The organism is Bacillus sp. D48C (assembly GCF_053345735.1).
Window position 1 is genome coordinate 66,454 of record NZ_JBKFAQ010000015.1, and the last position, 21,887, is coordinate 88,340.

The following is a 21,887-nucleotide window of genomic DNA, read 5'->3' on the forward strand; positions in this document are numbered from 1 at the left end:
GCTGGGCAGGAAGAAGTCAGAAAAAATAGAATAAATGTACATATGAAGCATCGTTTGTTTTTGGTGTGAATAGTAATTAAAGATACGCTAAAATATTTAAAATTGTAACGAAAGAGAGATTAAATAATAGAAGGAGCAACTTACATGGAAAATATATTAAAGGTATCTTCAAAATCAAGCCCAAATTCAGTCGCAGGTGCAATAGCAGGTGTACTAAGAACAAGTGGTAATGTGGAAATTCAAGCGATTGGGGCTGGAGCTATAAATCAAGCGATTAAAGCAATTGCGATTGCAAGAGGGTTCGTCGCTCCAAGTGGTATTGACTTAGCTTTTGTTCCAGCGTTTCAAGAGATTTCTATTAATAATGAAGAGAGAACAGCGATTAAATTAATTGTAGGCCCTAGAAAGAAAAGGTCTTAGTAGAAGAGAGTGTTACTATAAGGGGAAAAGACTAATAGACTTCCCAGGTTAGATACGTTATTTTATGTAACCGATCCTTGGGTGTGGACACGGCATTATACCGGACGCATGTCTGTTAATTTCTCCTTAAATTTAGCAGGTGTTCTAAATACTTAAAAATGCCAAATCCTTTGTGATATAAGGGATTTGGCATTTTTGATGTTTTTAAAAATAAACAACCTTAAAACTGCTCATTTAGAAGATTTAGTTTTAGTAGCGGCCATTGAACGTTTTTATGATAGTTTACCTGATAAATGGAGAGAAATAGTAGCAGACAATATTGATTGTGCTAGTTATGTAGATGGGAAATATGAAGCGCACGTTTTAATGGAAAATGGTATGGAAATAAAAATAGAAATCTTTTATGTGGAAGAAGACAAAGATGAAGAATGGATATATAAAGCTTATAAAGTTTTATTATAGAAATTTCATTTTCATACAAAGGGGAATTGATATGAATTTTGTAAACTTTGAAACACAAGAGCAATTTAAACAGTTACAAAAAAATAATGTTGTAATTGTGAAATGGAAAAAAAGCGTAAGGCAGTACAAGGAATTAGGAGAAATCACACATCATAATTCTTACACAATTAATCGTATAAATGAATTGATTTTGAAAATAGTTTAGATGTTGTTGGAAATATAGTTAGTATATGTCCGAACTGTCATAGGTTGATTCATTATGGAAGAGACAAAGATAAGAAAAAAGTTTTAGAACTTCTCTTTGAACAAAGAAAAGATTCTTTGAAGAAGTTCGGTATTGAGGTATCTCTCAAAGAGCTATTTGGATACTATGGAATTCTAAAATAAGAATATTCATAGCTATAGTGAAGGTAGAATGTTTCATACTTAAACATAGCTATTATTGTGATGGAAATTTAAATTTCGTCTTTTGAAAGTATCAATAATTTGTATTATTTTTATAGGGTTATATATTTTTCTTTTGCTCTGCTGTATAGCAGAGCTCTTTTTTTGTCGTACAAAAGCCACCTATATATGTGAAGTGCACCCCAATTGTTAGGCTGTGTCTAACAATTGGGGTGCACTTCAGTCCTGTCGGGCGGCTTCTTTTAATTTATATTCACCAATTCATCAAACTTAAACTTAGTATTCAAACCAAAGGCATCTGTACAATATATAGTTTTCGTCATCGGTTCAATATGTAATACATTTATGTACATGTCTTGCACCATTCCATCACGATAGTATGAGATATGTATTTCTTCTTCCTCGTGAAAAGATTGCATTAACGCTCTTTCTATTCGTTCCATAGTATCTTGTGTTAAAAAAGGTTTAGGTACTTTATATTGTTCCTCAAACATTCTATGTATTTCCTCGTATTGCTCCGGTATTGAAGCAAACGGATTCCATTTCACCATACCTCTTCCACGTACTACAGGAAAGCTGTTATATCCCATGATGTAATACCTCACGTTTGTTTTTTTAACTCCACTACAAATATGTGTTCTTTTTTAAGGTTTGAAAAGGGACCATTTTGTTAACATGAATATTCAAAAATAATTTTTTCAAGTTAGAATATTCAAAAACTTATTTATGCAAACAAGCATGTCATGATAACATTTAACAAAAGGGGGTAGAAGTAGATGAGTGTTGACATTATTTCTAAAGAAGAAATCACAAAATTATTAAACGAATGGTATCAAGCTATGATTTCACAACGTGTATTACAGTCTCAGAAAATAAAAGAAGATATTGCAAATAAAATCAATAATATTAAGGAAGACCAAACAATATTAGTCTACTACGCTTTATTGAATGCACGGTATAAACTGCTAATTCGGGATATGGATAGTACAAAAGATATTCTGGACAAAATCGAGCCTTTACCAGAGTCTACAGAAACATTTTTAGAGTACTATCATCATTTATTTAAAGCAATTTACGCTATTAATAAAGCAAACCATAGTGAAGCAAGAATGCAATTTGAAAAAGCTGAAACGTTTTTAGAGTACATGCATGATGAAATTGAAAAAGCTGAATTTAATTATTGGCTTGCAGTCCATTACTATCACGTATTAAAACCGATCCTAGCAGTTCAATTTGCTACAAAGGCGAATGAAGTATTTTCAATTAGTCCAGGGTATGAATTAAAAACTGCAGCATGCTTAAATACTTTAGGAATGGCACACATTCGACTAAATGAATTCGAAAGTGCAGAGGAATATTTACTTTCAGCACTAGGTACCTTCCAAAAATCTAATGATGAACTTCTTATTAAACGAGTTAAGCATAATTTAGGACTTTTATACGCAAGTCAAAACATGCCAGAGTTAGCAATTAAACACTTAGAGGATTCATTAGAAAATAACGCTAAAACTATGTTTCTTTTAGCAAGAGAACATTTTAAGTTAGGTTATAGTCATATCGCTAATGAATATATTGAGAATGGCTATAAGATTAGCGACTTATGTTATCGTCATCATTTCCGAATTTTAAAAGCAGTACATAACTATGTACCGCAAGAAGAATTAGAAAATGTGGTTATAGAAGGTATTTCGTATTTTGAAAAAGAAGAATTATATGATTGGGTAAAAGAATATGCTTCTCTTTTAGGTGAAAGATTCTATGGTTCAGAAAATCACAGAAAAGCAAGCAAGTATTTGCACATCGCTTTAGATGCAGACAAAAAGAGCATAGAAAGAAGGGCGCTAAAATGAAAAAAGCAATCTTATTAATGATGATGTTATCCGCTGTTTTTACTTTTGGTCTTACTAATGTAAAAGACATACCACAAAACGAAGCAATTGAAGTGTTTATGGATCATGGAGAACATATTTAAAACCTAAGGAAGAGGGCGCTTATAGTGTCCTCTTTTTAATATTTATTATTTATATGATGAGGTTGCAGGTACGTCTTTTGGTTATTGTTTGATAAACGTAGGATGTTTCTAAAAATGTGTATACAAAGGTGTATTTTTGTACTGTATATGTTCACGTACTATATAAAAAAGTATGAAAATCTATAAAAATAATTATTTCAATAAAATTTGTTTTAGATATTAAAAAGTGCCAAAACCCTTGTGGTATAAGGGGTTTGGCACTTTTGTGTTTTTTATATTTTATCAAATAAACAACCCTAAAACTGCTCATTCTTCTCCCAAGATTCAACGATATAATGTGCAATCGTCGGATTGAAGCCTTTACCAACTAAAAACATAATCGCAGCAACTTCTGTTAATGCGTGTTCATGTGATGTATGTTTTGCTTCATTTAAACCGTAATCTACCCATGGTTTTACGAAATCTAGTACGGGTTTCTTGAAAGGTAAAAACTGTGTACCGACAACTTGTTGAATTTGTTGTTGTGTTGGTTCTGTAATTGGTCCAGGTGGTAAGATTTGTGGTTGTGTAATGTCTAATGTTGGCCCAGGCGGTAAAATTTGTGGCTGAGTTGGATCTATTGTTGGTGGTTTAGGTGGTGAGACACGTGCGTCGTAGTTTGGTTGATACATTTGTTGTTGGTATTGCGGTTGAGTTGTGTATGGGTTTTGTGGTGTTACATATGGATTTTGCTGATATTGTTGTTCTTGGTTTTGTGGTGCTGCATATGGATTTTGAGGATATTGTTGTTCTTGGTTTTGTGCTACTGCATATGGATTTTGGGGATATTCATAATTTGGACGTGTGTCATATGGATTTTGTTGAAATTCAGTTTCTTGATTTTGCGTTGTTGCATATGGATTTTCGTCATATTGTTGTTCTTGTTGCTGTAACTCTTGTTCTTCGTATTGTTCTGTGTATCTCTGTTCCTGCTGTTGAGGGTAAAATGGTTGCCTTGGGTAAGGCGGTTGATTATTATAGAACATGTTTATTCCTCCTTCATGATGATGCCTACCACCTAGTGTATGGGCAGACAAGAAAATATGTGATGAAAAAATGCGGGCGTGTTACAATAAGTAACTGGGTGAAGATAAAATGACAAAACAAGAAAAAATCCAAAAAACAATTACTTTTGTAAAACATATTTTAGAAAAAGATGCGAGTGGGCATGATTGGTATCATATTGAGCGTGTACATAAACTGGCGATTTCTTTATCTGAGCAAGAAGGTGGAAATCGTTTTATAATTGAAATGGCAGCATTACTTCACGATGTGGCAGATGAAAAGCTAAATGAAAGTGAAGCAGCAGGAATGAAAAAAGTTTCTGATTGGTTAGAAGAGTTACGTGTTGAAGAAGAGGAAAGTAAACATATTCTTCATATCATCGCCAATATGTCTTATAAAGGTGGCCATGGCGGCACAGTAGAGTCACTTGAAGGGAAAATTGTTCAAGATGCGGATCGTTTAGATGCTCTTGGTGCAATTGGAATTGCTCGTACATTTGCATATGGCGGGGCAAAAGGGAGATTAATGTATGACCCAACTATTCCGCCGCGTGAAGAAATGACGAAAGAAGAGTATAGAAAAAATAATGATCCATCTTTAAATCATTTTTATGAAAAACTTTTGAAATTAAAAGATTTAATGAATACGAATGCAGCAAAACAAGAGGCTGAAATTCGTCATCGTTACATGGAACAGTTTATTGAACAATTTATGAAAGAGTGGAATGCACAAATATGAAAATGTTAACTGTGGAGAACTTATCAAAATCATATGGAGAAAAGCCGTTATTTGATGGATTATCATGTAGTATTACAGAAGGACAACGTGTCGGAATTATTGGTGTAAACGGAACTGGTAAATCGACATTATTAAAAATTATTGCAGGATTAGAAACTCCTGATACAGGTGATATGACGCATTCACGTGGGTATACAATTAGTTATTTATCACAGCAACCAGAGTTTGATGAAAAACTGACAGTATTAGAGCAAGTGTTCCATGGTGATACACCTTTAATTCGTCTTCTTCGTGATTATGAAAAAGCACTATTAAATATTGAAAAAGATCCAAGTAATGAAAAAGTACAGGAACAATTATTTGCAGTGCAGCAACGTATGGATGCAATGAGTGCATGGGAAGCAAATGCAAATGCGAAATCTCTTTTAACGAAATTAGGAATTACGGACTTCACTGCAATTGTTGGGAACTTATCTGGTGGACAGAAAAAACGTATCGCAATGGCACAATGTTTTATTGAAACACCTGATTTATTAATTTTAGACGAGCCTACGAACCATCTTGACCATGAGACAGTTGAATGGTTAGAAGAATATTTAGCGAGATATACAGGTTCGGTATTACTTGTAACCCATGATCGTTATTTCTTAGATCGTGTGACGAATCGTATTTTTGAATTAGATAATGGTAAATTATATAGCTACGAAGGAAACTATAGTACATTTTTAGAAGCGAAAGCACTTCGTGAAGAGCAAGAATTGGCACAAGAATCGAAACGCCAAAATTTATATCGTCGTGAACTTGCTTGGATTCGTCGTGGTGCAAAAGCCCGTTCTACGAAACAAAAGGCGCGTATTCAGCGTTTTGATGAGCTAAAGGAACAAGAAGGACCAGCTGCAAAACAGTCAGTTGATATTGCACTAAGCGGAAGTCGTCTAGGAAAGAAAGTACTTGAGTTAAAAGATGTAACGAAAAAATTTGGCGATAAGACGGTATTACATAATTTTAATCATATTGTGAAACCGGGTGATCGTATCGGAATTATTGGGGCGAATGGAAGCGGGAAATCTTCCCTATTAAATATGCTTGCAGGTAAGTTATCTCCTGATAGTGGTGAAGTTGAAGTAGGACAAACTGTAAAAGTTGCTTATTATACGCAAGAAAATGAAGAGATGAATTTAAATCAGCGTATGATTGAATACATTAAAGAGATTGCAGAAGTTATTCATACGACAGATGGAAAAGTAATTGGTGCATCTCAAATGTTAGAACGTTTCTTATTCCCGACGCATTCACATGGTACACCACTTGGTAAACTATCTGGTGGTGAAAGAAGACGTTTATATTTATTACGTATTTTAATGGGAGAACCAAACGTACTTTTACTTGATGAACCTACGAACGATCTAGATACACAAACATTAACAGTACTAGAAGATTATTTAGAAGATTTCCCAGGTGTCGTTTTAACTGTATCGCATGACCGTTACTTCTTAGATAAAGTAGTAGATGAACTGTTCATCTTTACTGGTGGAGGCGAAGTGCGTGAGTTTTTAGGTAGTTATACAGATTATTTAGAAATGGAAAAAACGAGAGAACTTATGGAGAAAGCGGAAGTTCAAAAAGAGAAAAAAGTTGTAGAAGAAGCTCCAAAACAACAACGTAAACGTAAACTTTCATACAATGAACAGCGTGAATGGGAAACGATTGAAGATACAATTGCCGAACTTGAAGAGAAAATTGAGTCAATTGGAGAAGAACTTGCGAAAGTTGGATCTGACTTCACAAAGGCACAAGAATTATCTGAAGCACAGCAGAAAACAGAAGAAGAGCTAGAAAAAAAGATGGAAAGATGGAGTGAACTATCAGACATCGTTGAAGGATTAAAATAAAAACAAGCTGCATATATTGAAAAGTAAAGAGAAAAACTTTACACTATTGGTAGAACCTATTTTAGGAGGGAAAAAATGAGAACATCTAATCCAATGTTGAAAAAAGAGGCATTCCGTAAAGAGGGAGCAAGCGCTTCTGCGATGACGATTGGCGGAACAGTAGGCAAAACGTTTATTATGCTTATCTTGCTACTTGCAACGTCTGTCTATTCATACATACAGATGATGCAGGGGACGATGAAGATGCCAGTATTAATTGGTGCTTTAATCGTTGCGGCAATCATCGCATTCGCGTCTATGTTCTTCCCGCGTATTTCACCTTTTGGTGCACCAATCTATGCAGCGGTAGAAGGGGTTGTGTTAGGAAGTATTTCAGCAGTTTATACAATGAAATTTGGCGATTCTATCGTTTTAAATGCTGTATTACTAACAATCTCAATTCTATTTGCAATGTTAGTGTTATATGCAACACGCGTAGTAAAAGTAACGGATAAATTCCGTACAGGCGTTATGGCAGCAACACTTGGAATTATGGTTATGTATTTAGTCGTATTCCTACTAAATATGTTTGGTGTAACTGTTCCATACATTCACCAAGGTGGTACAATCGGTATTATTATTAGTGCAGTTGTTATTGTAGTTGCTGCATTAAACTTATTACTAGATTTCGATTTAATCGAAAATGGTGTACGTAGTCAAGCTCCGAAATATATGGAGTGGTATACTGCGATGGGACTAATGCTTACATTAGTATGGTTATACTTAGAAATTCTTCGTTTTGTTTCTTACTTTACGAAAAATGACTAATAAAAAAATCCTGCATGAAAAATGCAGGATTTTTTTATTTTCAAAGATATATTGAATGTATGGTATAATATGGATGTTATCAACTTGAATTGAAGGAGATGGAATATGATGAAAGAGAAGAAAGGGATTATGAAAAAACTATTTTCTAAAAGTTTTTTCATAGAACTAGATGAAACTTTAACGTATCCATCATCAGAAGTTATTACTTCAGTGATTGAAGGATATGCAACTGAATGCAATGAGAGACTAAAATTTGAGAGTAAAGTTAAACCGATTACGTTCTACTTAGAAAATGTAATGTACCGTGCTGAAATAAAGATGGCTCGCGGAGGATATTACATATCTTGTACTGAAGTGTAATAAATTTTGAAACCATACATGTTTGAACTATGTATGGTTTCTTTTTTTGTTTTGTAGGGTCTAAAATAATACTTTTTACTTACGGATATATCATTTTGTGCTTTTTACTATTCAAATACTTCTCCTTACAATGAAGAAAAATATGTGAGGTGGTATAACTTATGATGAATCGAGTTGTATTAATCGGTAGATTGACAAAGGAGCCAGAATTATACTACACAAAACAAGGCGTCGCTTATGCAAGAATATGTATTGCGGTGAATAGAGGATTTCGAAATAGTTTAGGTGAACAACAAGTCGATTTTATTAATTGTGTCGTTTGGCGAAAATCGGCTGAGAATGTAACTGAATATTGTAAGAAGGGGTCACTTGTTGGGATTACAGGGCGTATTCAGACGAGTAATTACGATGATGAACAAGGCAAGAGAATATATAGAACTGAAGTTGTGATTGAGAGTATTACCTTTTTGGAGAGAAGGCGGGAGGGGGCATCATGATAAGAAGTAAAGAGTATCAAAAATAATAGAGGGGGTTAATAGCCCTCTATTATTTTTGAGTGATACCTCCCCAAACAACATCCAACTGTTGATAGAGTATATTTTTTGCATTTGTTTCATTAGCATGTAATTGGGAAGGGGACATTAGTGTATAAAAATAAGTACTCATAATAGTAGAAGTGATAATATTTACATCCCATTGACTGTTTAATGTTCCTGCCTCTTTCGCTTCGGTAATAATTGAAGACAAACCTTCTTGTAGCTGTTGTATACTTTTTAATTCATTTTCTACTAAGTAGTTTGACTTTATAATCTCAAAGACGGCATGCTTCATGAAATCACCATGTCCAGTAAATCGATCCAGTAAATCTCCTAAAACAAGTTTGATTTTTTCTTTTGGATGTTCCATATTTTTATACGTTTTTAAACTTTCATTCCATAGGTCAATCTGAGAATCACCTAAAAATAATAATATGTTTTCTTTTTTCGGAAAATAGTTGAAGAAAGTTCCTTTTGCAATACCACATGCAGTAGTAATATCTTGAACCGTTACGTTTTCGTACCCACGTTCTTGGAAGAGCTGTATTGCCTTTAGGAATATAAGTTCTTTTAACTCTTTTTTTCTCGTTTCTCTTAGCATTTTATCTACTCCTAACACAAACAATTATAGCTGTTTAATAGATAATCTCAAATAGAATCTTACATCAGAATTCAGTTTATTGTTTTATAAAGCTCTATATAATCGAAAGCAAGATAGAAAGAATTCTGTTTATAGTTTCTTGTTATAAACGAAAACTATATAGTTCGTGTGCTTGCCTTTCAGAAATCCATTTTGGAATACGTTTCATTACTTCATTTCTTATTATAGTTAAAGGTTTACTTTCTATTTGCGCCATTTTTCCAACTGTCCACGCAGTGGTTGAGATTTTTTCAATTCTATCTCTTCTTTTTTGTTCGTATTCTATAAATGCTTGACGATAATGAGCATTATTTTCGATACATTCAGCCAGAATAATCGCATCTTCAATTGCTTGACAAGCACCTTGACCTAAATTCGGAGTAAGTGCATGGGCAGCATCTCCAATAAATACGATGCGTTTGTCAAAAAATTGTTTCATTGGAGTGATGTCTACAATATCACGATGAATCATATTAACGTCAGATGCGTTTTTTAAAATAGCTGGAATGGGATTATGATAATTTTTGAAGTGATTATATAAATCTGCTGTTGTGTAAGCTTTGTATTTTGAATCTCTAGCTTTAGCGTTTATGAGTGCATACCAGTATACTTCATTGTTGGGAAGAGGGACGATACCAAATCTACCGTTTGTTCCCCAAGTTTCAATAAAATCGTTTGTTAAAGAAAGGTTATTAGTAGGAGTTACGCCGCGCCAACACGTATAGCCTGCATAACGGTAATTATCGCCTTGTGTTACTTGTTTTCGAACGACAGAATGAATACCATCAGCCGCAATGAGTATATTGCCGAGTGCTTCACTACCATCTTGAAATACTATTTTTAAGGCGTTTTCTTCATTCTGTTCTATTTTTACGCATTCTTTTCCCCATTCGACAGTATCCTCTTTTAGTTCAGAAAGTAATAATTGATGTAAATATTTTCTATGAATGGAGTACATTTTTGGATAGCAAGTTGGAATAATTAATTTATTGAAAGTAGTTCCTTTTTCGGATACAAGGTTAAAACCGTCACTTTCGTTGCCGAATTTTTTGATTTTCTCAGAAATTTCGTATAATTTCAGTGCTTGCATTGCATTTGGGGCAATGATAATACCTGCACCAGCAACAGTGGGTTCAGTTTTTTTGTCATATACTTTTACATCTAATCCTATTTTTTGTAGGGAAATTGCTGCACAAAGTCCAGCGATACCGCCACCAATAATTATGACATTATTCATTTGTTATCCCTCCACTTATAAATGACTTAACTCATAAAATGACCAAGGTCATTTTATGAGTTAAGGTTAATTCCTTTTTATGTAATTGTCAATTAGACTTTTAACTATAGTTTTGGAAAGATTAGGTGAAAATAGAATGAATAAAGCTTTTCAGAAATGTAGAAAAGGAATTAGTAAAATTAAGCATCCGAGTAGGAGTATAGAGTGATAACATGTTACAATACAGCTAAGAACATGCAATAAAGGAGAGTTTTTTACGTGAAGATTAAAGCAATTGAACCGACGCCAAGTCCAAATACAATGAAAGTTATTTTGAATGAAGTATTACCATCAGGAGCGCGTAATAATTATACAAATGAAAATAAAGAACAAGCACCAATGCAAGTGCAAGAAATTTTGAAAATTGAAGGCATTAAAGGTGTATATCATGTAGCCGACTTTTTAGCAGTGGAGCGAAATGCGAAGTATGACTGGAAAGTTTTATTACAACAAGTTCGTGCTGTTTTCGGCGAAGAAGTAGTGGAAGAAAGTGAAGAACAACAACTTGCTCATTTTGGAGAAGTGAAAGTGTTTGTTCAAATGTTCTTTACAATTCCAATGCAAGTAAAGTTAACAGATGGAACGACGGAAGAACGTGTTGGTTTACCAGATCGTTTTAAAGAATCAATTATGAAAGTGCAAATGTCTGCACCAAACGTTGTAAAAGAGCGTAAATGGGTGGAACAAAGTACACGTTACGGTAACTTTGAAGAAATCGGGAAAGAAGTAGTGGAAGAGATTGTTGCTGCTTATTCAGAAGAACGTGTAAATGAAACGGTTAAAGAATTATTAAATCAAGCAGGTGCTGTTGAAGTAACGATTCAAAAGCGTGAGCCATATAAAGTAACAGAAGAGATGATGAAAGATTCTGACTGGAAAAACCGTTTTGCAGCATTAGAACAAATGGATCCTACTGAAGAAGATATTCCAGTGTTGAAGATGGCGTTAGATGATGAAAAAGTTTCGATCCGCCGTTTAGCAACTGCGTATTTAGGTATGGTAAAAGGTGATGGAGTATTGCCATTATTATATAAAGCGTTATTAGATCGTTCAGTAAGTGTTCGCCGTACAGCAGGCGATTGCTTATCAGACGTAGGTGATCCAGCAGCGATGTTCGTTATGATTAAATCTCTGAAAGATTCAAGTAAATTAGTACGCTGGCGTGCAGCTATGTTCTTATTTGAGCTTGGAGATGAAAGTGCAATTCCAGCATTAAAAGCAGCGCAAGATGATCCAGAGTTTGAAGTAGCGATGCAAGCGCGTCTAGCATTAGAGCGTATTGAAGGCGGAGAAGAAGCAAAAGGTTCTGTATGGAAACAAATGACAGAGTCTCGTAAAGGGGAATAATATATGATTGTTTTCTATGATAGTTGGTGTCCGATGTGTACGGCCGTTGCAGAACGTACGAAAAAATTAGATAAAAAAGGTAAGATGAAATTTGTTTCATTTCGAGATGAAGATGTAGTTGAGAAGTATGAGCTTTCTCAAGAACTACAAAGTAAGATGGAACAAAGACTGTATATTTTTAAAAATAATAAGTGGTATGACGGCATTCAGAGCATAGATGTATTAGCAAAGGCCGTACCATCTTATTGGTTTGCCGTTCCTTTTATAAAGCTATCTATCGTACTTGGTTTTGGAAGTAAAGTATACGATTATATCGCTAACAATAGAAAACTTGTCCCAGTTGGACATTGCCGCGGTGGGGTTTGTGAAATCCCTACAAAAAAATGAAATCATCGTAATCTTTCTTTTGCACCTAGTAATAGAGCGTGATATGATGAATTTGGAATGAAAGTTGAAGGAGAGATTACAAGATGTCAAATGCTTATGAAGAATACATGCGCCAAATGGTAATCCCAATGCGCCAAGAGTTAGTGCGCTCTGGGTTTGAAGAGTTAACTACAGAAGAAGCTGTAACAGAATTTATGGAAAATACATCAGGTACAACTTTAGTAGTTGTAAACTCTGTTTGTGGTTGTGCAGCTGGTTTAGCACGTCCATCAGCAGGTCAAGCGGTTGTTCGTGCTGAAAAACAACCTGATCATCTTGTAACTGTATTCGCAGGTCAAGATAAAGATGCTACCGCAAAAATGCGTGAATACTTCGGAGAAATCCCTCCATCTTCACCATCTATGGCATTATTAAATGGAAAAGAAGTTGTTCACTTCATTCACCGTCATGAAATTGAAGGTGCAACTATGGACGAAATTATTACGAACTTAGAGCAAGCTTTCGAAAAGAATTGCTAAGGAAGGGGGAGAGTAAATCTCCCTCTTTTCTTTATATAGAGGTGAAAGAATGATAGTAACAACAGCAGGAAGAACAAATAAAGAAATGACAGCATATGCAAAGGAGGTAGCAGAAGAATTAAATCGTTCTTTTATTTTACGTAATGATATACCAGTGCATAAATTACATGAGCAGTATGAACAAGATGTACTTGTCGTAGGAAAGAACCGATTAGCTATTTATCCGAAAGGTACGGAAGAATCATTTTTCTTTCATCCGAACTCAGCGATGTTTCGTGTGAAAAGGTTAATGCGTGGAGAGCACGATCCGTTTGTACAAGCTGCTAAATTAGAGAGCGGAATGACAGTGTTAGATTGTACGCTCGGTATGGCATCAGATAGTATTGTAGCTAGTTATGTTGTTGGTGAAAGTGGAACAGTAACAGGACTTGAAGGCAATGAATATATGGCTTATATCATGAGAAATGGTTTGAAAACATGGTCTTCATCTGTTTCTGAAATCGATGAAGCAATGCAAAGAATCCTAGTAAAGCAAACGGAGCATTTTTCATTTTTAGCGCAATGTGAAGACGATAGTTACGATGTCGTTTACCTTGATCCTATGTTTGAAGAAACTGTCATAGAATCTGACGGAATTAAAGGATTAAAACACTTCGCTTTGTATCATGATATTACTGACGAAACAATTGCGAAGGCGAAGCGAGTGGCGAGAAAGCGTGTCGTATTAAAAGATTATTTCCGTAGTTCTAGATTTGAAAAACACAATTTTCACGTATACAAAAGAAAAAGTGCTAAGTTTCACTTTGGTGTAATTGACCCTTGCTAATTGTTTGAAAAGATGTATAATAAGCAATAATTAATTAAATATACTGTCTGTGATGAAGAGAGTAGTCTTTTTTAGAAGGAAAGCGAGCTGGGGATGGTGTGAGCCTAGTACGGAAGAAAAAGATGAAGCGCACTTCGGAGATGCTTCTTGAACGAATAGTAGAGAAAGCCGAGGCCCCCTGTCCTCGTTATAAACGGGAAAGTGGTTCGTAACGAACAACAAGGGTGGTACCACGGGTTAAAACTCGTCTCTTTTTTAGAGACGAGTTTTTTGTGTTTTAAAAAATAAGGAGGTTGTATCATGGATTATAAAATGCAGTTTGCGGAAAGTTTATCTAATATTTTCACGAATGAATTAACGCAAAAACAAATTTTAGATTTAATTGAAACACCGAAACAAGATGAATTTGGAGATGCAGCGTTCCCATGCTTTTCATTAGCGAAGCAATATAAAAAAGCACCAGCTCTTATCGCAAAGGAAGTTGCTGAGAAATTAAATAATCCGTTTTTTATGAAAGTAGAAGCCGTTGGTCCTTATGTAAATGTATTTTTCAATCGTGAAACTGTAAGTGATGCAGTATTAAAAACAGTTTTAGCGGAGAAAGAAGAGTTCGGTCAAAACCACTTTGGCTGTGAAAAAACAGTAGTAATTGATTATTCCTCTCCTAATATCGCGAAACCTTTTTCGATGGGGCATTTACGTTCTACAATGATAGGAAATTCGCTGAAACATATCGCTGAAAAATGTGGCTATGAAGTTGTAGGGATTAATTATATAGGAGATTGGGGAACACAGTTTGGAAAGTTAATTACGGCTTATAAAAAATGGGGAAATGAAGCAGTAGTTAAAGAAGATCCAATACGTGAGCTATTTAAGTTATATGTCCAATTCCATGAAGAGGTAAAAGACGACGAAGAACTAGAAGAAGAAGGACGTGCTTGGTTTAAGAAATTAGAAGAAGGTGATGAAGAAGCGGTAGAGCTTTGGAATTGGTTCCGTCATGAGTCCCTTAAAGAATTTTCTCGCATTTATGAACTTCTCGGCGTAGAATTTACTAATTTTCAGGGAGAAGCATTTTATAATAATTTAATGGAAGATTTTATTGGGATTTTAGAAGAACATGAGTTGCTTGAAGAATCAGAAGGTGCATTAGTCGTTAATTTAGAAGAAGAAGGAATGCCGCCTTGCTTAATTAGAAAATCAGATGGTGCGACGATTTATGCAACGCGTGACTTAACGGCAGCTTTATATCGTCAAAACACTTATGGGTTTGATAAAGCGCTATATGTTGTTGGTCCAGAACAAAGCTTACATTTCAATCAATTTTTCACCGTATTAAAAAAACTTGGCTATACTTGGGTTGATGGTATGGAACACGTACCGTTTGGCTTCATTTTAAAAGATGGTAAGAAAATGTCGACACGTAAAGGAAGAGTTATTTTACTTGAAGAAGTACTCGAAGAAGCAATCGAACTTGCAAAACAAAATATTGAAGAGAAAAATCCAAACTTAAAACAAAAAGAAGTAGTAGCAAAGCAAGTCGGTGTTGGTGCAGTCATCTTCCACGATTTAAAAAATGAGCGTATGCACAATATTGAATTCTCATTAGAAAACATGCTGAAATTTGAAGGAGAAACAGGCCCGTACGTACAGTACACACATGCACGTGCTTGTTCTATTTTAAGAAAAGAAAGTGTAGAATTTGAAACATGTACATTTGCTTTAAAAGACGATCATAGCTGGAGTGTCGTAAAATTACTAAATAAATTCCCGCAAATAATTGAAGCAGCTTTCAATAAAAATGAGCCATCGATTATTTCGAAATATATATTAGATGTAGCACAATCATTCAATAAATATTACGGTAATGTTCGTATATTAGAAGAGAGCAAAGAAAAAGACAGCAGACTCGCATTGGTTTATGCTGTGACGGTTGTATTAAAAGAAGGATTACGTTTACTTGGGGTGGAGGCACCTGAGGAAATGTAACATAGTAGTAAACTGACAAACTGGGTCTAGTATAAACCTGGTTTGTTTTTTTATTGGATATATATTTTTTTTGCAAAATCAATTAAAATCTTTTTAGAGAGGGTGATTCATATTGATTCGAACTTTTATTTTACAAATTCCTTGTCATAGAAGATTAGATAGGAGTTTTTTTAAACTACAAAAGTACATACCTTTATGTGCGCGTTGTACAGGCATGCTTATTGGTATTTTAATGTTTCCAATTTATTTTTATATGACACCTTCATTTCTTTTGGCAATCATACTATCATTTTTCGCTCAAATTCCGTTACTTATCGATGGGTTCACCCAAAAGTGGAAATGGAGAAGTAGCTCAAATTTGCTAAGAATAACTACTGGTGTATTAAGCGGTAATGGTATGGGATTATTCATTTCCTCTAGTGTTATATGGATATTATCTTAAGATATATAGTAATGGAGGTATTTACATAGATGTTCTGGATTTACTTAATTCTAATTTTTATTTCAGGCGGAAGTGGAACTGGTTTTATGATTCAAAATAAGTATACAGAAGCAATAATAGCTTTTGTTATTTGTATACTATTGTTTGGGCTACTATATTATTATCTTAAAAGAAACAAAAGAAAGAGAAAAGCAGATTGTGACGATTTAGACTGTACGGATTGTTTTGATTGTGATTGTACTTGTTAAATTTTTCTTCCAAATAAAAAGCTAGTGTATTATTAAAAATACACTAGCTTTTTTGCTTTGAAATTTTAAGAAAAGTGTAGGAATACGGCTATTATATAGAGAACTTTAGTTTTGTATATAAAAGGAGGCGTTAGATGTTGGAAACGTATGATTGGAACAATAAACTAACATATTTAAAAAACACGAGAGATTTATATTACAACGACGATTATGTAAGCTTTTTAGTAAATACAGTTTGGAAGATTACTAAGCCTGTACATATCGTTGATTACGGTTGTGGATATGGTTATTTAGGATTAGTATTAATGCCATTACTCCCAGAAGGTTCAAAGTATACAGGTATTGATAGTGGAGAAACATTATTAGCTGAAGCCAGAGAGTTGTTTCGTTTACTTCCGTATGATTCAGAATTTCTTGAAGGAGATGCTACAGAAATTGAACTGAACGATAAATACGATATAGCAATCTGTCATGCTTTCTTATTACATATGACTACTCCAGAAACAATGCTAGAAAAAATGATACATTCAGTTAAAAAGGGTGGGAAAATAATCTGTTTTGAACCACATTGGATTTCTAATATGGCTTCTTATTTACTAGATGGGGAGAAACAATCGGAATTTATTCAGCTAGGTGTTTTGCAGAAATTATTTGAAAGTGATACGCAAAGAAATGGTAAAGATGGCAATATAGGCATGAAAATACCGATATATTTAAGTGAATTAGGTGTGAAAAATATTGAATGTAGAGTAAGCGATAAAGTGAACTTTTTAGATTCAAATATGCATCACAATGATAAAAACGATTTGTATCAATCATTAAAAGAAGAGGGGATTGCAGGTGATCCGGGTGATAAGCAACAATTTGTAGAACGTTTAATAGCCAGAGGATTAACATATGATAATGCGCTAGCTCAATATGAAGCTGAACTACGATTTTTTAAAATATTTCATGTGTATTCTTCTTTTGTATACGCTCCCAATATGAAAATTACATTTGGTGACATAGTTTGTTAAAAGGTATGATGTATAAGGATTGTCGTTTAATGTCGATAAGTCGATATTCGACATAGAATCGCTGATATATTTGAATTATCGCCGATATAATTTTATGTACTAATTTCAGCTTCTACAAGATTAAAACCGCATGTTACGTTATTCCATATAATTAAACAAAATACGGAGAAAAACAATCATTTTTACTATATTTTGTTATAAATTTGAATAATATTAATTAATACCATCCATTATAAGAGATTTTAGTTGAATACATACTATATGGTGTGTAAAATCTAAGCAAGTAGCAGTTTAAATATAAATTCGAGGTGAATGCATGCTAGATTTTAAGCAGTTAGAAACTTGTTTAAAAGACAAGAGATTTGTAGATGGATTACAGGAAATAAATAATGAAATTGCATATATAAAAGAAACGAATACTTTATCCTCTGTGAAGAATTGGCTTGCCAATATTCCTTCGCATAAGGAGTTCGATATATTAATTCGCCTTACTGATGAAGGGCTTATGCACCAATACAGTTCATTCCTCATTCGTTACGCTTATAAAAAATTCCCAAATATGAGAACGCTCTCTTTATATTGTGATGAGTTAATTGATGAGCGGAAAATTCTTGAAGCGGAGCAGTTGTTAAAAGAAACTTTAGAAGAGAGTAATAAAGAAGAAATAGATGCAGATTTTTTAGCGAAAACATATTTTACGTTAGTACGATGTCTTTTAGAAATGAAACGAAACGAAGAAGCGTTAATGTATATGCAAAAAGCAGAGGAGTACAGTGCACGCTCAGTGTTTGATAAATGGGGCTACGTTTATATGCATACAGGTGAATGGGCGAAAGCGGAAGAACAATTTATTGCTGGCATGCAGCATGAAGATTGTGAAGAGTTATCTACCTATTTATTATCACAATTGTATGCGAATAAAGGAGAACAAAAACGCGCGATACAGTTAATCGATGATGCAATTGTAAAATTCCCACAAGTACCATATTTTCATTTTGAGAAGGTAAAGTATTTATTAGATTTAGAGCAATATGAAGAAATGTTAGCGGTAATAGATAACATAAATACTCAGCTGCCATATCATGCCTATAATACTTACTTTGTACATTTACGTGCAGAAGCGTTGTACAAAATGAATAAGTTTGCAGATTTACAAAAGCTATTAAGAGAAGAAAAGAGTTTAAAAGAATCTTTATATCATAATTTAGAAAAAAATCCGGATGGAAAAAAGGTTCACTTGCCGATAGTTCCTATTGTACAAAAGGATAATTATTGTGTTCCGACAAGTTTAGAGATGATGTTGCGTATATGGGGAGAGAAACGTACACAAGATGAAATAGCAGAGTTTATTTTTGATATGACAGGTTCGAAGTTTTCAGATACTGTTTCTTATTTAGAAGAATTAGGTTATGAATATCGTTATTTTAAAGGGAATGAAGAGAATTATAAGAGACTGATTGACGAAGGAATTCCTGTTTTATTAAGTATAGATATTGAGCATGCTTCACACGTACAAGTTCTATCTGGATATGATGATACATTGCAAGCTTTCTATGTTCAAGATCCAAACTTTATAGAACCAGTTCTTGTGGAATATAGTAAATTACAAGAAAAATATCGTTATACAGGCTGTTTAGCAATCACGTTTGTTCCGAAAGAAAAGAAGGAGCAACTAGCGTTTCTAAGTGAAGAAGAAAATCGTTATTTTAAATCTATTTTTTCTCTTACGGATCATTTAGATGAACATGACAAAGAGGGAATTAGTAACTTAGTACAATTTTTAAAAGAAACGAGTGATAATCCAAATACGTGGTTATATACGATAAAGCACTTAGATGTTGAAGTAGATAAAGAATTTATTTTATATTGTATCGATAAGTTAATGGAAAAGTTTCCGAACTCGGACTTTGTTAAATTGCATGGTGCACAGTGTTTTATTCGTCTTCAGGAAGTAGACAAAGCCGAGCAAATGCTGACAAGCGTTGAGAAGAAAAATAATCGTGCATTATATCATTTGATAAATGGAAGATATGCTTTTGAGCAGGAAAGTTATATAGAAGCAATTTCAAGCTTTCGTTCATCGTTACAATTAGACGCAGATCAGCCTATTGCTTGGAGTTTTCTCGCTTTATCCTATATGTATATTGATCAATCTGAAAAAGCATTGCAATACTCTCAAGTTGCGTTAGAGCGTAGTCCTGAAAGGTTTACTTTAACGAATCACGGTATAATATTAATAGATTTAGAAAGATATGAAGAAGCATATGAAATCTTTAATGACTTGTTAAAAGAATATAAATATGAAGCACATGTATGGTATGAACGAGCGAGATGTGCACATCAACTAGGAAAATTATATTTAGCAATAAAAGGGCTTAAAGTAGCGATTCATTTGGATAGTAATGCACCTTACATTTATACAAAACTTTCGGAAATATACGAATCTGATTTGAAGGATGAGGAAAGTACGAAAGAAATTTTATTAAACGGTATTGAGAATTGTGATGATAAAGCATCTCTTTACGTAAAATTAGGTGACTATCATTTTCAAAATGATAGCTTGGAAGAAGCAGAAGTATTGTATAAGCGTGCTTTAGAAGAAAATGATGAGGATGTTTATTCTCACTTCGGACTTACACAAGTTTATATGGCAAGAGAACAATACAAGGAAGCAAAAGAATATATTCTTGGTCTTGAGAAGCAAATTGAAAAGAGCCAAGATTTCCTCATGAATGCAGGAATGGTTTTATGGGATGCTGAAATTGAACTTGGTGGAAATGAAGAAGGGTTTAAAGTAGCGCTATCTAAGTTAGAAAATGGTATAAAGAAAAGTGATTATAATGTAGCAAGTGCGTTAGATGAATATGTGAATCGAATTAAAGGAACGGAATTTGTACAACGAGGTATAGCGTTTTTAAGAACGTTACACAAAGAAAGAAATGAAGTAAGTGAGTACGGTTGTTATGCAGGTATTTTATATGAATCTATTGGACAGTATGGCCAAGCGATGAAAAGATATAATAAGGCGATAGAACAAAAGGACACGGCATTACCGTATTACCGAATTGGTGAAACACTTATGGCATTAGGGCAATTGACGGAAGCAAAACAAGCGTATGAAACATGTTTAGAGCTTGATGGGAATTTCGTAGGTGTACATTTACAGCTTGCGGAAATATACGAAAAAGAAGAAAACCGTTCTAAAGAACAAAGTCATATGGTTCAGGCGATGAAGGAAGAGCCATTGCATATTAATATGGAATATTTGGCACAGCTTTCAGTAGATATGAATCTTCAGGAAGAATTGCTGACGGAACTAGAACAATTAGCGGACGAAGTACCTGAAATATGGCGTTTAGATGCGATTGCATATGTGCATGGTGCGATGAATGAAATAGATAAAGAACAAGAACAGATTGAATACGCGCTACAATTAGATGGTGAGCATATAGAAGTTCTATATCATTATGCAAAAGTATTAGTGAAAAAAAGAAATGTAAAAGCAATTGAAGTTGCAATGAAAGTAATACAAAAAGATTTTGATAATGAACGTATATTTGATGTTTATGTAAAAGCAGTAGAGCAACATAAAAAATTGTCTAACATACGAGATTTTCTTCATACGTTAAAGGTGAAAAAAGCAGAAAGAAGTACAGCATTCATGTATGCTGCAGCTGCGGTTACGGAAATATGGATTGAACGGCAGCTGCATGAACAGCCAAAACGATCTATCATTACGAGAGCTTTTTATCGTATGAAAAATCGTGCGAAAGAAATTTCAATGGTTACTATGATAATTGATTTATATGAAATCTCTTTAAAGTTAAATCCGAAAAATAGTATGGCAGCACAGCGATTTGCGCTATTTTATGAGAATGTAGAGATGAATAAAGAAGCAATAGAGATTTTGCACACATCACTAGAAAATAGATGGGATTATGAAGTAGCGAAGCAACTTGTAAATCTTTTCGTTGAGTGCGAGGAAGAAGATATGTTAAGAGATGCTTTGGAATTAACGAAGCAAATGGTTCGAGAACTACCAGATGATTATGATACACTTCTTCTGCAAGCACAAGTATTCTTTAAAGCAGGGGAAGAAAGAAAAGCAGAAAAGATGATCTTACAATTAATGGAGCAAACACCGTTCGTAAGTAGAGCATTTCTTGCTTTAGGAGAAATGTATCAAAGTCAAGAAAGGTTTGAAGAGGCAATTCATCTATTAGAAAATGCTTCTATAAATCATCCAAATGAAACAGCAATTCTCCTTTCTTTAGCGTCTTCATATCATGGTGCCGGCCAAACACTAAAGGCAGAAAAAATAGCAAATGAAGTATTAACAATGGATGCAAGTGATTTGTTAGCAAGATATGATCGTGCTTGTTATTTAGCACAGTTAAATAGAAATGAAGAGGCGAAGAAAGAGCTTGAAATTGTCCTTCGTGAGGATGAATCGGGATTCTTTGCTGAACTTATTGAGGATGATGAAAATTTAGCAGCATTGCGAGAATTTGAAAAGTAATTGTATAAGAATAGGGGAAAAGATAAGGATATATTTTGAATTA

The 21,887-nt window shown here is 34.1% G+C and carries 23 protein-coding genes, 1 pseudogene and 1 other annotated feature; of the genes and pseudogenes, 20 read left to right on the plus strand and 4 right to left on the minus strand.

Going from position 1 to position 21,887, the window contains the following annotated elements; all coding sequences use genetic code 11:
- Nucleotides 1-144: 144 nt before the first annotated feature.
- From ACLBXA_RS25920 to ACLBXA_RS25935, 4 genes and pseudogenes are all read left to right on the plus strand, one after another.
- Entirely contained in the window at nucleotides 145-420 is a 276-nt protein-coding gene (locus ACLBXA_RS25920; RefSeq protein ID WP_000427801.1) for a stage V sporulation protein S, read from the plus strand.
- 198 nt (nucleotides 421-618) lie between these two features.
- Nucleotides 619-882 (plus strand): hypothetical protein, encoded by a 264-nt coding sequence (locus tag ACLBXA_RS25925; RefSeq protein ID WP_000478848.1) that lies wholly within the window; start codon nucleotides 619-621, stop codon nucleotides 880-882.
- Between the two features lie 31 nt (nucleotides 883-913).
- On the plus strand, nucleotides 914-1,087 hold the full coding sequence (locus ACLBXA_RS25930; protein WP_001012095.1) for a hypothetical protein: 174 nt from the start codon (nucleotides 914-916) through the stop codon (nucleotides 1,085-1,087).
- Nucleotides 1,069-1,269: pseudogene (locus ACLBXA_RS25935) on the plus strand (HNH endonuclease); the annotation flags it as partial. The gene ACLBXA_RS25930 and the pseudogene ACLBXA_RS25935, both read left to right, overlap by 19 nt.
- Before the next feature lie 260 nt (nucleotides 1,270-1,529).
- Here the strand turns inward: ACLBXA_RS25935 and ACLBXA_RS25940 are convergent.
- Nucleotides 1,530-1,877 carry a YolD-like family protein gene (locus ACLBXA_RS25940; RefSeq protein ID WP_000541073.1) on the minus strand — a complete coding sequence of 116 codons (348 nt, stop codon included), beginning with the start codon at nucleotides 1,875-1,877 and terminating at the stop codon, nucleotides 1,530-1,532.
- Nucleotides 1,878-2,063: 186 nt separating this feature from the next.
- Between ACLBXA_RS25940 and ACLBXA_RS25945 the strand changes: the two genes are divergently transcribed.
- Nucleotides 2,064-3,137, plus strand: a complete 1,074-nt coding sequence (locus tag ACLBXA_RS25945; protein WP_000109862.1) for a response regulator aspartate phosphatase — start codon at nucleotides 2,064-2,066, stop codon at nucleotides 3,135-3,137.
- Nucleotides 3,134-3,259: a hypothetical protein gene (locus tag ACLBXA_RS25950; protein WP_000709202.1), complete on the plus strand. Its 126-nt coding sequence runs from the start codon at nucleotides 3,134-3,136 to the stop codon at nucleotides 3,257-3,259. Before ACLBXA_RS25945 ends, ACLBXA_RS25950 begins: the two co-directional genes overlap by 4 nt.
- Before the next feature lie 296 nt (nucleotides 3,260-3,555).
- Here the strand turns inward: ACLBXA_RS25950 and ACLBXA_RS25955 are convergent, their stop codons facing one another.
- Nucleotides 3,556-4,284, minus strand: coding sequence for a hypothetical protein (locus ACLBXA_RS25955; RefSeq protein ID WP_098505723.1), 729 nt, complete (start codon nucleotides 4,282-4,284; stop codon nucleotides 3,556-3,558).
- A gap of 109 nt (nucleotides 4,285-4,393) precedes the next feature.
- On the opposite strand from ACLBXA_RS25955, the gene ACLBXA_RS25960 reads away from it, so the two are divergent.
- The 5 genes from ACLBXA_RS25960 to ACLBXA_RS25980 all read left to right on the plus strand — a co-directional run bounded on the left by ACLBXA_RS25960 (nucleotide 4,394) and on the right by ACLBXA_RS25980 (nucleotide 8,597).
- The gene (locus tag ACLBXA_RS25960; RefSeq protein ID WP_000165956.1) at nucleotides 4,394-5,041 is read left to right on the plus strand and encodes an HD domain-containing protein; all 648 of its coding nucleotides are present in this window, start codon (nucleotides 4,394-4,396) and stop codon (nucleotides 5,039-5,041) included.
- Nucleotides 5,038-6,933 carry an ABC-F family ATP-binding cassette domain-containing protein gene (locus ACLBXA_RS25965; RefSeq protein WP_000783172.1) on the plus strand — a complete coding sequence of 632 codons (1,896 nt, stop codon included), beginning with the start codon at nucleotides 5,038-5,040 and terminating at the stop codon, nucleotides 6,931-6,933. Before ACLBXA_RS25960 ends, ACLBXA_RS25965 begins: the two co-directional genes overlap by 4 nt.
- Nucleotides 6,934-7,008: 75 nt before the next feature.
- On the plus strand, nucleotides 7,009-7,740 hold the full coding sequence (locus ACLBXA_RS25970; RefSeq protein WP_001260655.1) for a Bax inhibitor-1/YccA family protein: 732 nt from the start codon (nucleotides 7,009-7,011) through the stop codon (nucleotides 7,738-7,740).
- 105 nt (nucleotides 7,741-7,845) lie between these two features.
- Entirely contained in the window at nucleotides 7,846-8,100 is a 255-nt protein-coding gene (locus ACLBXA_RS25975; RefSeq protein WP_016077798.1) for a DUF4318 domain-containing protein, read from the plus strand.
- 161 nt (nucleotides 8,101-8,261) lie between these two features.
- Nucleotides 8,262-8,597 (plus strand): single-stranded DNA-binding protein, encoded by a 336-nt coding sequence (locus ACLBXA_RS25980; protein ID WP_000982013.1) that lies wholly within the window; start codon nucleotides 8,262-8,264, stop codon nucleotides 8,595-8,597.
- 49 nt (nucleotides 8,598-8,646) lie between these two features.
- On the opposite strand, the gene ACLBXA_RS25985 is transcribed toward ACLBXA_RS25980, so the two are convergent.
- Both ACLBXA_RS25985 and ACLBXA_RS25990 read right to left on the minus strand, forming a co-directional pair.
- Nucleotides 8,647-9,237 carry a TetR/AcrR family transcriptional regulator gene (locus tag ACLBXA_RS25985; RefSeq protein WP_063675281.1) on the minus strand — a complete coding sequence of 197 codons (591 nt, stop codon included), beginning with the start codon at nucleotides 9,235-9,237 and terminating at the stop codon, nucleotides 8,647-8,649.
- A gap of 142 nt (nucleotides 9,238-9,379) precedes the next feature.
- The gene (locus ACLBXA_RS25990) at nucleotides 9,380-10,513 is read right to left on the minus strand and encodes an FAD-dependent oxidoreductase (RefSeq protein WP_150158002.1); all 1,134 of its coding nucleotides are present in this window, start codon (nucleotides 10,511-10,513) and stop codon (nucleotides 9,380-9,382) included.
- 258 nt (nucleotides 10,514-10,771) lie between these two features.
- Here ACLBXA_RS25990 and ACLBXA_RS25995 point away from each other — a divergent pair, with 258 nt between their 5' ends.
- The 9 genes from ACLBXA_RS25995 to ACLBXA_RS26035 all read left to right on the plus strand — a co-directional run bounded on the left by ACLBXA_RS25995 (nucleotide 10,772) and on the right by ACLBXA_RS26035 (nucleotide 21,844).
- On the plus strand, nucleotides 10,772-11,899 hold the full coding sequence (locus ACLBXA_RS25995) for a conserved virulence factor C family protein (protein WP_000692582.1): 1,128 nt from the start codon (nucleotides 10,772-10,774) through the stop codon (nucleotides 11,897-11,899).
- 3 nt (nucleotides 11,900-11,902) lie between these two features.
- Complete coding sequence (locus ACLBXA_RS26000) at nucleotides 11,903-12,286, plus strand: thiol-disulfide oxidoreductase DCC family protein (protein WP_000634874.1); 384 nt, start codon at nucleotides 11,903-11,905, stop codon at nucleotides 12,284-12,286.
- 83 nt (nucleotides 12,287-12,369) lie between these two features.
- Nucleotides 12,370-12,804 carry a BrxA/BrxB family bacilliredoxin gene (locus ACLBXA_RS26005; protein WP_000063708.1) on the plus strand — a complete coding sequence of 145 codons (435 nt, stop codon included), beginning with the start codon at nucleotides 12,370-12,372 and terminating at the stop codon, nucleotides 12,802-12,804.
- 49 nt (nucleotides 12,805-12,853) lie between these two features.
- Complete coding sequence (locus tag ACLBXA_RS26010) at nucleotides 12,854-13,630, plus strand: class I SAM-dependent methyltransferase (protein WP_150158001.1); 777 nt, start codon at nucleotides 12,854-12,856, stop codon at nucleotides 13,628-13,630.
- Nucleotides 13,631-13,670: 40 nt separating this feature from the next.
- Nucleotides 13,671-13,885: a binding site (T-box leader), on the plus strand.
- Nucleotides 13,886-13,930: 45 nt separating this feature from the next.
- Complete coding sequence (argS, locus tag ACLBXA_RS26015; protein WP_063675284.1) at nucleotides 13,931-15,619, plus strand: arginine--tRNA ligase; 1,689 nt, start codon at nucleotides 13,931-13,933, stop codon at nucleotides 15,617-15,619.
- A 112-nt stretch (nucleotides 15,620-15,731) separates the two neighbouring features.
- Nucleotides 15,732-16,061 carry a DUF2085 domain-containing protein gene (locus ACLBXA_RS26020; RefSeq protein WP_000621475.1) on the plus strand — a complete coding sequence of 110 codons (330 nt, stop codon included), beginning with the start codon at nucleotides 15,732-15,734 and terminating at the stop codon, nucleotides 16,059-16,061.
- 29 nt (nucleotides 16,062-16,090) lie between these two features.
- Nucleotides 16,091-16,309, plus strand: a complete 219-nt coding sequence (locus ACLBXA_RS26025; RefSeq protein WP_063675285.1) for a hypothetical protein — start codon at nucleotides 16,091-16,093, stop codon at nucleotides 16,307-16,309.
- A 137-nt stretch (nucleotides 16,310-16,446) separates the two neighbouring features.
- Nucleotides 16,447-17,325 (plus strand): class I SAM-dependent methyltransferase, encoded by an 879-nt coding sequence (locus ACLBXA_RS26030; protein WP_048535825.1) that lies wholly within the window; start codon nucleotides 16,447-16,449, stop codon nucleotides 17,323-17,325.
- A 316-nt stretch (nucleotides 17,326-17,641) separates the two neighbouring features.
- A complete protein-coding gene (locus tag ACLBXA_RS26035; protein ID WP_447617587.1) occupies nucleotides 17,642-21,844 on the plus strand; it encodes a tetratricopeptide repeat protein in 4,203 nt (1,400 codons plus the stop codon).
- Nucleotides 21,845-21,887 lie beyond the last annotated feature (43 nt).